Source organism: Stenotrophomonas sp. G106K1 (genome assembly GCF_037969685.1).
GTDB classification, from domain to species: domain Bacteria; phylum Pseudomonadota; class Gammaproteobacteria; order Xanthomonadales; family Xanthomonadaceae; genus Stenotrophomonas; species Stenotrophomonas lactitubi.
The window spans coordinates 1-12685 of the sequence record NZ_JBBPFR010000010.1; the positions used below are offsets into that span (position 1 = coordinate 1).

Genomic DNA, 12685 nt, shown 5'->3' on the forward strand with positions numbered 1-12685 from the left:
ATCCATGGCGCGACCGAGCTTACATGGACGTACTTGCAGCGTCCCCCGCAACCGGACCCACCCCGCCTACCCTCAGGAAACCCGCTTCTGCTTCGGCTGTTGCTGTTGCTTCGGCTGTTGCTCTGGCCTCTGCAGGTGCAGGGCGCAGGCCTGCCGACCAACCCCTTACTTGGCAGCCGCGATCTGCTTTTCGATGTCGGCCGCCGTGACCGGGCCCAGGAAGCTGTGCGCCAGCTTGCCCTGCGGATCGATCAGGTGGGTCAGCGGCAGGCCGCGCGGGGTGGCGAAGTCGGCCGGCGGGTCGAACGGATCGACGATCACGATCGGATAGGTCACCGGATGCTTGGTCAGGAACGACTGCATCTCCGGCGCCTCGATGTCCTCGTAGGCCAGGCCAACCACTTCGATGTTGCTGCGCATGGCATGCAGCGCCGACAGCTCCGGCATTTCCTTGCGGCAAGGTGCACACCAGGTCGCCCAGAAGTTCACCACCACCCACTTGCCACGATGCGCGGCAAGGTCGTAATCGCTGCCATCGACCGCCTTCATCTTCAGCGTCGGGAACTCGGCGGTGACGCGCTCGGCGGGCGTGTCCTCAACCGGCGCCGTCGCGGTCGGGGTCGGTGCCTGCGCGGGCGGTTGGCTGCTGGCCGGGGTCGGCTCCTGCGCGGGTTTGCAGGCGGCCAGGGCCAGCAGCACAGCCAGCAGCAATGGGGTCTTGCAGGTCATGGGGCGTCTCCAGAATCAGGGTAGATGTCGCTGACGCGACGCTTGAGGCGTTCACGCAACGGCAGGCGCAACTCGTCCAGCGCAGCCAGCGCGGCCCGGCCGAGGCTGTCATCGCGGTAAGGCAGGTGTTGTTCGGCCACCGGAATGCGCAGCTGCGTGCATTCGTACAGATCGCCCAGGCTGACCTGGTCCAGGTCACGGGCCAGCAGCCATTCGCCGCGCTCATCACGGCGCAGCAGGCCGATGTCCTCAAGGTTGCAGGCCAGGTCCTGCAGCAGCGAGTCGGTCAGCATCGGTTCCAGCCGCAGGATCTCGTCGTCGGCCAGCCCCCTGCCCTTGGCGCGTGCGTGCTGGAAGCGCCCGAGCAGGCGCAGCAGGCCATAGAACTCGTAGCCCTGCGGCAGGCGCAGTTCCACCGGCTGGTAGCGGAAGGCCGCCATCGACGATGCCAGCGACGCGCCCAGCAGCACCGCCACCCAGCACAGGTAGATCCACAGCAGCAGGATCGGCACGAAGGCCACCGTGCCATACAGCTTCTGGTAGGACTGGAAGCTGCCCAGGTAAGCGCCGATGCCCCACTTCACCAGCTCCAGGATCACCGCGGCCAGAATCGCGCCCGGAACCGCGTGGCGCCACTTCACGGTGTGGTGTGGCACCACCCGGAACATCAGGGTGATGCAGACGAACTCGATCAGGATCGGCGCCAGCCGTAACGCGAGATCGGCAAGCCAGCGCCCCTCCTGCGTGCCGAACAGCGGCATCGCGAACACCCGCGCCGACACGGCCAGTGAAGCGGCGGCAAGCATCGCGCCGAGGGTCAGCACCGTCCAGTAGACCAGGAAGCGGGTCAGCCGCGGCCGACTGCTGCCGACGCGCCAGATCTGGTTGAAGGTCTCTTCAACGCTGTTGAGAGTGATCAGCAGCGAGATGACCAGGGCGATGAAGCCGGCGGCAGTGAGCTGACCCGCGCTCGCCGAGAACTGCCGCAGGTAGCCCTCGGCGGCGCGCGCGGCATTGGGCACGAAGTTGGAGAAGACGTAGTCGCTGAGCTGGTCGCTCCAGCGATCGAACACCGGGAAGGCCGAGAGCACGCCGAACACCACGATCGCCAACGGCACCAGCGCGAACACCGTGGTGTAGGCCAGCGCGGCGGCAGCCTGGAACAGGCGGTCGTCGAGGAAGCGGCGCCACAGGAAGCGGCCGAAGCTGGCGGCGCGTGCGCGATCCCGCGCGCGCTCCATCCACAAATTGAGCGTATCCAAAGGTTCCATCGGCGCAAGGGTACCCGATGCGGAATCGGTGCAGGATAGCCATACTGGCGTCCACACGATGAGGAGAGCTAGGCGCGATGGGCGAAATCCTGGTGCTGTACTACAGCCGCGGCGGTTCGGTGGCACGGCTGGCGCGCCAGATCGCGCGGGGCATCGGCGAGGTGCCGGGCATGGCGGCGCGGCTGCGCACGGTGCCGCCGGTGGCTGCCGTCACCCAGACCGCGCAGCCTCCGGTGCCGGACGATGGCGCGCCGTATGTGAGCGTGCAGGACCTGGTGGAGTGCCAGGGACTGCTGCTGGGTAGCCCCACACGTTTCGGCAACATGGCCGCGCCGGTCAAGCATTTCCTCGATGGGCTCGGCGCCGAATGGGTAAACGGCACGCTGGCGGGCAAGCCGGCCGGGGTGTTCACGTCCACCGCGTCGATGCATGGCGGCCAGGAGTCGACCCTGCTGTCGATGCAGGTGCCGCTGCTGCACCACGGCTGCCTGATCGTCGGCATTCCGTTCACCGAGCCGGCGCTGAGTCACACCACCAGTGGCGGCACGCCGTATGGCGCCAGCCACGTGGCCGGTGCCGCCGATGACCCGCAACCGACCGACGATGAGGCGGTGCTGGCACGGGCGCTGGGCCGGCGCGTGGCCGACATCGCGCAGCGGCTGGCACGATGAGCGCCGCGCCGCGCACCGTGCTGCTGCTTGCCTTGATGGGGCTGGCGGCGCTGTTTGCCGGCTGGTTCATCAACGACAGGCACTGGCTGGCCACCCAGCTGGTGTTCACCGCGCCACCGCTGGCGCTGGCCATCGTCCTGCGGCTGGGCTGGCGCAAGGCAGGCTTCTGGGCGGCGGTGCTGGCCCTGGGCTGGTTCAGCCATGGCGTGATGAGCGCCTGGAGCCATCCCGAAACCCGCTGGCTGGCGCTGATCGAGATCGCGCTGGCGCTGCTGGTGATCTTCTCGGCCAGCCTGCCGGGCCTGCGCGCCCGTTTCGGGCGGCGGCGCTGACGCTGCGCCCGGCGGGCCGTATCATCTGCGTTCCCGGCCCCGCGCCGCTGTACCTGCCTTGGTTTCGCGCATGCACATGATGGAAGAACTCCTGGTCGTCACCACCGGTGGCACGATCGACAAGATCTATTTCGACGACAAGTCGGACTACCAGATCGGCGACCCGCAGATCGGCATGATCCTGCGCGAACTGGGGGTCACGTTCCGTTTCAACGTGATTCCGATCCTGCGCAAGGATTCGCTGCACATCAACGACGACGATCGTGAGCTGATCCGCGCGACGATCGCTGCGCAGCCCACCCGCCATGTGCTGGTGACCCACGGCACCGATTCGATGGTGCAGACCGGCAAGGTGCTGGCGACGATTCCCGACAAGACCATCGTGATGACCGGTGCGCTGAGCCCGGCGCGTTTCCGTGGTTCGGATGCTGAGTTCAACATCGGTTGTGCGATCGGTGCGGTGCAGTCGCTGCCGGCCGGGGTGTTCATCGCGATGAACGGCCGGATCTTCGATCCGCAGCATGTGCGCAAGAACGTGGCGGCGAACCGGTTCGAGTCGGTTTGAGAAACGGCAGCCGAGCGCAGGCAGCGCGCCCCTTGTAGTGCCGAGCCATGCTCGGCAACCGCGCGCCAGCGCGGCACAAAGGTCCGCAGCCGAGCATGGGCTCGGCTCTGCAGAAACAAAAAACACCCCGGCCGAAGCCGGGGCGTGCCCATGGAGAGGGCTTGGGCTCAGTACTGGGCGTTGACGGTCACGCCCGAGAAGGTGCTGTAAGCCTTCACCCGCACGTACCAGGTACCGGCGGTGGGGCTGTTGACAGTGCAGGTCTCGTTGTTGCCGCTCAGGTACGGGCGGCAGGTGTAGACGGTGTCGGTCGGGGCACTGCCCTGGCGCAGGTACAGGTCGGCGTCACCGCTGCCACCACTGATCGCCACGCGCAGCTGCGCGCTGCCAGCCGGGACGTTGACGGTATAGCTGAGCGATGCGCCGCTGGCCGCGCCGAGGCCGGTGACCGGCACGTTGTTCTGCAGCACGGTGCCACCCGGGTTGGGCGTGGTGCCGTTGATCGCGGCTGTCACCGCGGCATCGGCGTCGATGATGCCGGCGCCGCAACCACCCGAGCATGCACCCGGCAGCGGACGCGCGGTGCTCTTGATGATGCTTTCCACCTGCGCCGGGCTGAGCGGGCTCGGTGCCACCGACTGCATCAGCGCAACCACGCCGGCCACGTGCGGCGCCGCCATCGAGGTGCCGTTGTAGGAGGCATAGCTGGCGCTGCCCGGGGTCGTGGTACCGCTGTTGAGGGTGGACAGGATGCTCTGGCCCGGTGCGGAGATGTCGATGCCGGTACCGTAGTTGGAGAAGCTGGCACGCGCACCCGCCGAGGTGGTGGCCGCCACGGCGATCACGTTCGGGCAGTTCGCCGGTACCGCGCTGGAGACGTTGGTGTTGCTGTTGCCGGCAGCGACCACCACGGTGGTGCCGCGGCCGACCGCGCCGTTGATCGCGTTCTGGTAAGTGGTCGAGCAGCTGCCGCCGCCGCCCAGCGACATGTTGATGACCTCGGCCGGGTTGGCGTTGGCAGGCACACCGCTGACCGTGCCACCGGAAGCCCAGACGATCGCGTCGGCGATGTCGGAGGTGTAGCCGCCGCACTTGCCGAGCACGCGCACCGGCACAACCTTGGCATTGAAGGCGGTGCCGGCCACACCGGTGCTGTTGTTGGTCACCGCAGCGACCGTGCCGGCCACGTGAGTGCCGTGCCAGCTGGAGTTGGAGGCCGGAATGCCCGAGCCGCACTCGTTGGCGCCGTACCAGTCGCCCTCGTCGTTGGGATTGCTGTCACGGCCACCGCCATCGCGGGCCATCGCCGCGTCGCTGATGAAGTCATAGCCCGGCAGGATGTTGGCGTTGAGGTCGGCATGGTTGGTGATGCCGGTATCGATCACCGCCACCACCACGCCGGTGCCGGTGGCCTTGTCCCAGGCCGGGCGCACGTTGATCGACGCGTTGGAGGTACCGAAGCCCCATTGCTCGCTGAAGCGGGTGTCGTTCGGGGTCAGCGTCGCGCGCATGATCTGGTCGACTTCGACGTATTCCACGTTCGGGTCGGCGGCGAGCTTGCGCATCAGCAGTTCGGATTCGGCCTGGTCCAGCGCGCGGTCGGTCCTGACCACGGTGGAGCCGACAGCGAGCTTGCGGACTTGCTGCAGCCCCAGCGCGCGGCCCTGGCTGCTGGCGATGCCGGCCGCCGCGGTCTTCAGCGAAGACGCCAGCGCGGTGGTGTTGGCCACCGGCGCACTGCCGTCGCGGAATTTGACGATGAAGCGCTGGTGGGTCGGCGCGGACTGCAGGCCGCTGAGCTGGACATCACCGGCCAGCGCAGGCGTGGCCAGCAGCAGCGATGACAGGACGGACGCACCAAGGACCACCCACACACGACGCACACGCAGTTGCGTTACCTGGGACATCGGATTTCCCTTCTAATGGTGTGAATGCCGGAATCGGCAGAAGCGCCGGCCTGAACCGTGGGCTGGCTTGCAATGGCGAGGTTCGGGTCCGGCGAGCCAGCGGATTCCCCTGACCATCCGCTGTGTAGATGACGCTAGTGGCTCAGACCGGACACCACAAGATTTTCAGCGTCTTTTCAGCAAGATGAAATGTTGGTTTTGAGACTTTTCGGGTCGAGGGTTTGTGAAGATGAAGGAACTTTCGCGTCACCTGCACGGACCTGACTACGCAATGTCGTGTCTCGTCATGTCTTTGCCGACATCGGCGGTCGTGATTCGCCAGGCATGGCGCGCGCCCCCCAGAACGCAGAAAGCCCGTCACGGGGACGGGCTTTCCAGGAAGGCAGCCAGGCATGGCCCGGCTCCAACATTCAGTGCGGGCGATCAGCCCAGCTTGACCAGCCAACCGTGGCGGTCCGGCAGGCGGCCGTACTGGATGTCGGTCAGTTCCTTGCGCAGCGACATGGTCACTTCGCCGGCCGGCGCATTGATGTCGCCCACCGAGAAGCCTTCGCCCTTCAGCTGGCCGATCGGGGTGACCACCGCAGCGGTACCGCAGGCGAACACTTCGGCAATCTCACCCGAGGCCACGCCCTGCTTCCACTCATCGATGGTGACCTTGCGCTCTTCGACCTTCATGCCGCGGTCGCGGGCCAGCTGCAGGATGCTCTCGCGGGTGATGCCCTCGAGGATGCTGCCGGACAGTTCCGGCGTGACCAGGGTGCCGTCCTTGTAGACCAGGAACACGTTCATGCCGCCCAGTTCTTCCAGGTACTTGCCTTCGACCGGGTCCAGGAACAGCACCTGCGAGCAGCCCTGTGCCTGCGCCTTCTGCTGCGGCAACAGCGACGCGGCGTAGTTGCCACCACACTTGGCCGCACCGGTGCCGCCCTTGGCCGCACGCGCGTATTCGGTGGACAGCCAGATCGACACCGGGGCGACGCCGTTGGCGAAGTACGGGCCAGCCGGGCTGGCGATCACGTAGTAACCGGCCTTGTGCGCGCCGCGCACGCCGAGGAAGGCTTCGTCGCCGATCATGAACGGACGGAAGTACAGGCTCGACTCATCGGCCGACGGCACCCAGGCGCTGTCGACGGCGATCATCTGCTTCAGCGATTCGACGAAGATCTCCACCGGCAGTTCCGGCAGCGCCAGGCGCTGCGCCGAACGCTGCAGGCGACGGCCGTTGGCATCCGGGCGGAAGGTCCAGATCGAGCCATCGGCATGGCGGTAGGCCTTGATGCCCTCGAAGATCTCCTGGCCGTAGTGCAGCACGGCTGCGGCCGGGTCCAGCTGCAGCGGACCGTAGGCACGCACGTTGGCGTTGTGCCAGCCGGTGTCCTTGTCCCAGCGCACTTCCACCATGTGGTCGGTGAAGTGCAGGCCGAAGCCCGGCTTCTCCAGGATCTGGGCGCGCTCTTCAGCGCTGCGCGGGTGGTCCGAACGGGTGACGGCGAAGCTGGGAATGGACTGGGACACCGGAGATTTCCTGTTCTGGTTGCGGGTAATGCCGGGCCCGCGTCACTGCGGGCCGTGGGTCAAAGCATGCCGGTTTCGAGCCGGGCGGCCTCGGACATCATGTGCTGGTTCCACGGCGGGTCGAAGACCAGCTCGACGTCGGCCTCGGCCACCGTCGGGATCATTTCAAGCTTGCTGCGCACGTCGTCGACCAGGATGTCGCCCATGCCGCACGCAGGCGCGGTCAGGGTCATCTTCACGTCGATCTCGCGCTGCCCTTCGTCCAGGTGCTTGATCTCCACCTCGTAGACCAGGCCCAGTTCGACGATGTTCACCGGAATTTCCGGGTCGAAACAGGTGCGCAGCTGCTGCCACACCAGTTGTTCGACCTGCTCGTCGCTGGCATCGTCGGGCAGCTCCAGCGGCGCCGGCGCCTCCTTGCCGATGGCATCGCCATCCTTGCCGGCGATACGGAACAGGTTGCCCTCGACGAACACCGAATAACTGCCGCCCAGCGCCTGGGTGATGTACCCATAGCTGCCGGCGGGCAGGGTCACGGTGTCGCCCTGCGGGACCATCACGGCCTCGCAATCGCGTTCGAAGTGGACAGGTTCGCTGCTACGGGAATACATGGGGACCGATATGGGGCTGCGGCCGAAGCCACGCAAGACGGCATTCTAACGTAGGCGCCCGGCCCTCGCCGGTGCACTGCGGCAAACCACAGTATCCTGTGGGCGACCTTCAGGAGCTTCGATGTCCTCCAATGCCGCACGCGCCAGGACCGTTACCTGGCTCTGGCCCTTCATGTTGTTGCTGGCGCTGGCCACCGCCCCCCTCGCCTGGATGCTGATCGCCCTGTTCACCGGCCGTCCCGTCGGCTGGATGGCGGTACTGACCTCCCTGGAACTGGTGTTCATGCTGCGTCTGGGCACGCTTGGCCCCGGCAAGCTGCGCATCGCCCTGGTCGTACTGGGCACGCTGTTGGTGGCCGCGATCGCGAACTGGGCCATCGCCAGTGCCTGGATGGGCGGCTCGATGGGCCTGAACCCTTGGGACGCCTCGCTGCGGATGGGCCCGCACCTGGCCTGGACGCTGATCACCCTGGCCAATGGCGTGGTCGAATGGCTGTGGCTGGCGGTGGGCATTGCCGTAGGCGCCTGGCTTGCGCGTTGATCGCGCCGGTGATGCCCTGGTAGATCCACGCCTTGCGTGGATGGGGTGGTTGAATCTGGGGTCAGAGCCCTTTCCTGCGGAAAGGGCTCCGACCCCAACCCTCAGTGCCCGCCGTCGAGCGCCTTCAGTTCGCTGACCAGCGACGCCGCCGCCTCTGCACCATCGCCGTACAGCATGCGCGTGTTGTCGGCGTAGAAAAGCGCATTCTCGATACCGGCAAAGCCGGTGCCCTTGCCGCGCTTGATCACCACCACGTTGCGCGCGTTGACCACGTCCAGTACCGGCATGCCGTAGATCGGACTGGCCGGATCGGTGCGCGCCACCGGATTGACCACATCGTTGGCGCCGATCACCAGCACCACGTCGGTGGTGGCGAATTCGGGATTGATGTCGTCCATGTCCGCGATCAGGTCATACGGCACACCCGCTTCGGCCAGCAGCACGTTCATATGCCCGGGCATGCGCCCGGCCACCGGGTGGATTGCGAATCTGACCTTTACCCCGCGCGTGATCAACCGCTGCGCCAGTTCCCAGATCTTGTGCTGGGCCTGGGCCACGGCCATGCCATAGCCGGGCACGATCACCACACGTTCGGCAAAGCCCATCATCGCGGCCACGTCGGCGGCTTCGATGGGCTTCTGTGAACCGGAAATCGCCTGTGCTTCACCACCGGCGCCAGCGCCGAAATTGGAGAACAGCACGTTGCGGATCGGCCGGTTCATCGCCTTGGCCATCAACCGGGTCAGCAGGATGCCCGCTGCGCCGACCATCATGCCGGCGATGATCAACGCCTCGTTGCCCAGCACGTAGCCTTCGAAGGACACCGCCAGGCCGGTGAACGCGTTGTACAGCGAGATCACCACCGGCATGTCGGCGCCACCGATCGGCAGCGTCATCAATACGCCCAGCGCCAGCGCCAGCACGAAGAAGGCGACGATGGCCCAGGTGCTGAGCGTGCTGGCAGCGATGACGCCCAGCACCACCACGGCCAGCGCCACCAGCAGGTTCATCGCCTGCTGGCCCGGCCAGGTCACGCGCTTGTCGAGGCGGCCATCGAGTTTGGCCCAGGCAATCACCGAGCCGGACAGCGACACCGCACCGATCGCTGCGCCGACCACGGCCAGCACCAGCACCGTACCGGACGGCTGGCGTGCAGCCAGGTCGGCCAGCGCCTGCGCGCTCCAGTGGGTGGTATCGCGGTTGGCCAGGAAGGCATAGCGCAGCAGTTCCACCGCGCCGATGGCCGCCGCCGAGCCACCGCCCATGCCGTTGTACAGCGCAACCATCTGCGGCATGTCGGTGACCGCGACCTTGCCTGCCGACCACCAGGCCAGGCCGGCACCCAGCAGCAGTGCCAGCAGGATCAGCGGCACGTTGTGCAGTTCGGGCAGGAAGAAGGTCGCCACCGTGGCCAGCAGCATGCCCAGCCCCGCCCAGCGGATACCGCTGCTTGCGGTCATCGGCGAGGCCATGCGCTGCAGGCCGAGCAGGAACAGGGTGGCGGCAACCAGGTAGCTGGCCTTGACCAGCCAATCGAGCAGTTCGACGGTGCTGATGTTCAAGCCTGTGGCTCCTTCGGTTCATCGTTGCCGGCCTTGCGCACGCTCGGCTTGAACATTTCCAGCATCCGCGCGGTGACCACGTAGCCGCCGGCTGCGTTGCCGGCGCCGAGCACCACGGCAAGGAACCCCAGGATTTTCTCCAGCGGTGTCTGCGCGTGCCCCAGCACCACCATCGCGCCGATCAGCACGATGCCGTGGATGAAGTTGGAGCCCGACATCAACGGGGTATGCAGGATCACCGGGACCCGGGAAATGATCACGTGGCCGGCAATCGCGGCCAACATGAAGATGTACAGCGCCACGAACCCGTCACTCACCGGCAACGCTCCTGCTCTGTCTTCGTCGCCCCATCATAACCACGGGCTGAACCCCGCGCGCGTCCCGGTCAACCACGGCGGCACTCACGCGTTGTCGATGGTGACCCCTGTCGAGGAACCGTACCCTGTGCTGGTGAGCAGCCCTGTCCCCCCGAGCGCCGAGACCGATGCCCTGCCGGCGTCGCTGGAAGCGTTCCTGGCCAGCGTCGGCCCGCGCGCGTTCCGCTTCGCCGAAGCCGGCCTGCGCCAGCGCGACGACGCCATGGATGCGGTGCAGGACGCGTTGATGCGCATGCTGGACTACGCCGACAAGCCGGCCGCCGAGTGGGCGCCGCTGTTCTGGAGCATCCTGCGTCGGCGGGTGATCGACGTGCAGCGCCGTCGCCGCTTCCGCCTGCCTTTCTGGCGCGACAACCAGGATGCGGAGGGGGGCGAGATCGACTGGGCTGATCCCGGCCCGGACCCTTCGCAGGCGCACGAGCAGCGCCAGCAGTACCAGCAGTTGGTGCAGGCACTGCGCGCGCTGCCCGCCCGCCAGCGCGAAGCCTTCACCCTGCGCGTGCTGCAGGACCTGGACGGCGCCACCACCGCCCGCGCCATGGGCTGCAGCGAGGGCGCGGTAAAGACCCATCTGGCGCGCGCCCGACAGGCGCTGCAGAATCAACTGGAGATGCACCCGTGAACCGCCCCCTGCCTTCCGATGACGCCCTGCGCAGCCTGCACGCGCAGTCCCTGCAGGCGCTGTCGCCGGCCACGCTGGCACGCCTGCGTAGTGCCCGTCACAGCGCCAGCAGGGCGCACGCCGGTCGCTGGCGCTGGTGGCTGGCCAGCGCCTGTTCGCTGGTGATCGCGCTGGGCGTCGGTGTCCAGTTCGTCGGCCCGGGCGAACATCAAGGCAGTGCCACCGCGCCGATCGTGGCGGCGGAAGAAGACAACGGCGTGCTGTACGACGAGAATCCCGATCTGTACCTGTGGCTGGGCGACAACGACCTGGCGATGGAGTGAACCATGTTGCGATACCCCTCCCTGCCCCTGCTGATCGCCCTGACCCTGCTGCCGGCTGCTTCGGCACTGGCACAGGCCAGCCCACCGGCGCCGGCCACGCGGCCGGCACCTGCTGCCGTGCCGCTGCCGAACTGGGAACAGCTGAGCCCGGCCCAGCGCGAGGCGCTGCTGGCGCCGCTGCGTGACCGCTGGAACGGCGCCGATCCCGCGCAGCGCCAGCGCATGCTCTCGCACGGCCAGCGCTGGCAGTCGATGAGCCCGGAAGAACGCGACAAGGCCCGCCGCGGCCTGCGCCGCTTCGAACACATGAGCCCGGAACAACGTGAGCAGGCCCGGGCATTGTTCGGCCAGATGCGTGACCTCAGCCCGGCCCAGCGCGATGCCATGCGCGAGCGCTGGTCACAGATGAGCGCGGACGAACGCAGGGAATGGGTGCGCGACAACCCACCGCCGGCGAAGCCGCGGTAACCCGCCATCCGCACGCTGGGCCCCTCATCCACGCATGGCGTGGATCTACCGGAGAGGCCCGGCGCTACCAACTCATGACTGCCAGCGGGTCTTGGCCAGCAGTTCGTCTTCCCAGTCGAAACCCAGCTGGCCTTCGTGCACGAACAGGGCGACGAAGTTCATCAGGTTGCGCGCATACATCTCGCTGGCCTGGGTGGCGCCCCGGCTGGCCAGGCCCAGCGGGCCGTCGATGGTCACGCCCTGGTGCTCGATGCATTCGCCGGGCTGGGTCAGTTCGCAGTTGCCGCCACTTTCGGCGGCCAGATCGACGATCACGCTGCCCGCGGCCATGCCTTCGACCATCGCGGCGGTGACGATCGTCGGCGCCCGGCGTCCCGGCACGGCGGCAGTGCAGACCACCACGTCCACGCTGCGCAGATGGTCGCCCAGGCGCCGCTGCTGTTCGGCGCGCTCTTCGTCGGTCAGCGCCCGCGCATAACCGCCCTCGCCTGCCGCACTTACCCCGAGATCGAGGAAGCGCGCACCGAGCGACTGGATCTGCTCGCGGGTTTCCGGGCGCACGTCGAAGCCCTCCACCTGCGCACCCAGGCGGCGCGAGGTGGCGATGGCCTGCAGGCCGGCGACACCGGCGCCGATCACCAGCACCTTGGCCGGACGCACGGTACCGGCGGCAGTGGTCAGCATCGGGAAGAAACGCGGCGCCCGTTCGGCAGCGATCAATGCCGCCTTGTAGCCGGCCATGCCGGCCTGCGAACTGAGCACGTCCATCGCCTGCGCGCGCGTGGTGCGCGGCAGCTGCTGCAGCGGGAACAGGTACAGCCGGTCATCGGAGGCCAATGCAGCCAGCGCCGGGTCGGCCGCCGGGGTCAGCAGACCGACCACACTCGCGCCCGGCTTGAGCTGCGCCAGCACCTCGGCCGGTGGTGCCTGCACGCACAGCAGGATGTCGATCTCGGCCCAACGGGCGTCGTCAAAGGCGCGGGCACCTGCGTCGTCGTAGGCGGCATCGGTGAAACCTGCGGCCTGGCCCGCACCGGGCTGGTACCACACGGTGATGCCCAGCGCACCGAGCTTGCGCGCCGTCTCCGGCGTGAGCGCAACGCGCCGTTCGCCCGGCGCGGTCTCCTTGATCCCCAGCAACGCCACGGCCATGCAGATTCCCGCTGATCGGTGAGTGGGTCCGATCCT

At 67.5% G+C, this 12685-nt stretch carries 15 protein-coding genes; 7 read left to right on the top strand and 8 right to left on the bottom strand.

Going from position 1 to position 12685, the window contains the following annotated elements:
* Positions 1-165: 165 nt before the first annotated feature.
* Both WKB25_RS10745 and WKB25_RS10750 read right to left on the bottom strand, forming a co-directional pair.
* Positions 166-729 carry a TlpA disulfide reductase family protein gene (locus WKB25_RS10745; RefSeq protein ID WP_340570529.1) on the bottom strand — a complete coding sequence of 188 codons (564 nt, stop codon included), beginning with the start codon at positions 727-729 and terminating at the stop codon, positions 166-168.
* A complete protein-coding gene (locus WKB25_RS10750; RefSeq protein ID WP_340570531.1) occupies positions 726-2000 on the bottom strand; it encodes a YihY family inner membrane protein in 1275 nt (424 codons plus the stop codon). The genes WKB25_RS10745 and WKB25_RS10750 overlap by 4 nt, the downstream gene beginning before the upstream one ends.
* Before the next feature lie 77 nt (positions 2001-2077).
* On the opposite strand from WKB25_RS10750, the gene wrbA reads away from it, so the two are divergent.
* The 3 genes from wrbA to WKB25_RS10765 all read left to right on the top strand — a co-directional run bounded on the left by wrbA (position 2078) and on the right by WKB25_RS10765 (position 3568).
* Positions 2078-2671 carry an NAD(P)H:quinone oxidoreductase gene (wrbA, locus tag WKB25_RS10755; RefSeq protein ID WP_093818977.1) on the top strand — a complete coding sequence of 198 codons (594 nt, stop codon included), beginning with the start codon at positions 2078-2080 and terminating at the stop codon, positions 2669-2671.
* Positions 2668-3003, top strand: coding sequence for a DUF2069 domain-containing protein (locus WKB25_RS10760; RefSeq protein WP_340570533.1), 336 nt, complete (start codon positions 2668-2670; stop codon positions 3001-3003). Before wrbA ends, WKB25_RS10760 begins: the two co-directional genes overlap by 4 nt.
* 79 nt (positions 3004-3082) lie before the next feature.
* Complete coding sequence (locus WKB25_RS10765; RefSeq protein WP_033830416.1) at positions 3083-3568, top strand: asparaginase domain-containing protein; 486 nt, start codon at positions 3083-3085, stop codon at positions 3566-3568.
* A gap of 167 nt (positions 3569-3735) precedes the next feature.
* Here WKB25_RS10765 and WKB25_RS10770 read toward each other — a convergent pair whose 3' ends face one another.
* The 3 genes from WKB25_RS10770 to sufT all read right to left on the bottom strand — a co-directional run bounded on the left by WKB25_RS10770 (position 3736) and on the right by sufT (position 7604).
* Entirely contained in the window at positions 3736-5475 is a 1740-nt protein-coding gene (locus WKB25_RS10770; RefSeq protein WP_340570535.1) for a S8 family peptidase, read from the bottom strand.
* A gap of 423 nt (positions 5476-5898) precedes the next feature.
* A complete protein-coding gene (locus WKB25_RS10775) occupies positions 5899-6993 on the bottom strand; it encodes a branched-chain amino acid aminotransferase (protein ID WP_340570537.1) in 1095 nt (364 codons plus the stop codon).
* A 59-nt stretch (positions 6994-7052) separates the two neighbouring features.
* Positions 7053-7604, bottom strand: a complete 552-nt coding sequence (gene sufT / locus WKB25_RS10780) for a putative Fe-S cluster assembly protein SufT (protein ID WP_025877975.1) — start codon at positions 7602-7604, stop codon at positions 7053-7055.
* A 121-nt stretch (positions 7605-7725) separates the two neighbouring features.
* Here sufT and WKB25_RS10785 point away from each other — a divergent pair, with 121 nt between their 5' ends.
* Positions 7726-8145 (top strand): hypothetical protein, encoded by a 420-nt coding sequence (locus tag WKB25_RS10785; RefSeq protein ID WP_340570541.1) that lies wholly within the window; start codon positions 7726-7728, stop codon positions 8143-8145.
* A gap of 101 nt (positions 8146-8246) precedes the next feature.
* On the opposite strand, the gene WKB25_RS10790 is transcribed toward WKB25_RS10785, so the two are convergent.
* Entirely contained in the window at positions 8247-9707 is a 1461-nt protein-coding gene (locus WKB25_RS10790; protein WP_340570542.1) for an NAD(P)(+) transhydrogenase (Re/Si-specific) subunit beta, read from the bottom strand.
* Positions 9704-10024, bottom strand: a complete 321-nt coding sequence (locus WKB25_RS10795; protein WP_340570545.1) for an NAD(P) transhydrogenase subunit alpha — start codon at positions 10022-10024, stop codon at positions 9704-9706. Before WKB25_RS10795 ends, WKB25_RS10790 begins: the two co-directional genes overlap by 4 nt.
* A gap of 97 nt (positions 10025-10121) precedes the next feature.
* Here WKB25_RS10795 and WKB25_RS10800 point away from each other — a divergent pair, with 97 nt between their 5' ends.
* The 3 genes from WKB25_RS10800 to WKB25_RS10810 are packed head-to-tail and all read left to right on the top strand — an operon-like array spanning position 10122 to position 11497.
* A complete protein-coding gene (locus tag WKB25_RS10800; RefSeq protein WP_340570547.1) occupies positions 10122-10706 on the top strand; it encodes an RNA polymerase sigma factor in 585 nt (194 codons plus the stop codon).
* Positions 10703-11029 carry a hypothetical protein gene (locus tag WKB25_RS10805; RefSeq protein WP_340570549.1) on the top strand — a complete coding sequence of 109 codons (327 nt, stop codon included), beginning with the start codon at positions 10703-10705 and terminating at the stop codon, positions 11027-11029. The genes WKB25_RS10800 and WKB25_RS10805 overlap by 4 nt, the downstream gene beginning before the upstream one ends.
* Before the next feature lie 3 nt (positions 11030-11032).
* Positions 11033-11497, top strand: coding sequence for a DUF3106 domain-containing protein (locus tag WKB25_RS10810; RefSeq protein WP_340570550.1), 465 nt, complete (start codon positions 11033-11035; stop codon positions 11495-11497).
* A gap of 72 nt (positions 11498-11569) precedes the next feature.
* Here WKB25_RS10810 and WKB25_RS10815 read toward each other — a convergent pair whose 3' ends face one another.
* Positions 11570-12649: an NAD(P) transhydrogenase subunit alpha gene (locus WKB25_RS10815; protein WP_340570552.1), complete on the bottom strand. Its 1080-nt coding sequence runs from the start codon at positions 12647-12649 to the stop codon at positions 11570-11572.
* Positions 12650-12685 lie beyond the last annotated feature (36 nt).

Excerpts from the sequence above, each read along its gene's own strand:
- WKB25_RS10745 (WP_340570529.1), bottom strand. The coding sequence starts at position 729 with ATGACCTGCAAGACCCCATTGCTGCTGGCTGTGCTGCTGGCCCTGGCC.
- WKB25_RS10750 (WP_340570531.1), bottom strand. The coding sequence starts at position 2,000 with ATGGAACCTTTGGATACGCTCAATTTGTGGATGGAGCGCGCGCGGGAT.
- wrbA (WP_093818977.1), top strand. The coding sequence starts at position 2,078 with ATGGGCGAAATCCTGGTGCTGTACTACAGCCGCGGCGGTTCGGTGGCA.
- WKB25_RS10760 (WP_340570533.1), top strand. The coding sequence starts at position 2,668 with ATGAGCGCCGCGCCGCGCACCGTGCTGCTGCTTGCCTTGATGGGGCTG.
- WKB25_RS10765 (WP_033830416.1), top strand. The coding sequence starts at position 3,083 with ATGGAAGAACTCCTGGTCGTCACCACCGGTGGCACGATCGACAAGATC.
- WKB25_RS10770 (WP_340570535.1), bottom strand. The coding sequence starts at position 5,475 with ATGTCCCAGGTAACGCAACTGCGTGTGCGTCGTGTGTGGGTGGTCCTT.
- sufT (WP_025877975.1), bottom strand. The coding sequence starts at position 7,604 with ATGTATTCCCGTAGCAGCGAACCTGTCCACTTCGAACGCGATTGCGAG.
- WKB25_RS10785 (WP_340570541.1), top strand. The coding sequence starts at position 7,726 with ATGTCCTCCAATGCCGCACGCGCCAGGACCGTTACCTGGCTCTGGCCC.
- WKB25_RS10800 (WP_340570547.1), top strand. The coding sequence starts at position 10,122 with ATGGTGACCCCTGTCGAGGAACCGTACCCTGTGCTGGTGAGCAGCCCT.
- WKB25_RS10810 (WP_340570550.1), top strand. The coding sequence starts at position 11,033 with ATGTTGCGATACCCCTCCCTGCCCCTGCTGATCGCCCTGACCCTGCTG.
- WKB25_RS10815 (WP_340570552.1), bottom strand. The coding sequence starts at position 12,649 with ATGGCCGTGGCGTTGCTGGGGATCAAGGAGACCGCGCCGGGCGAACGG.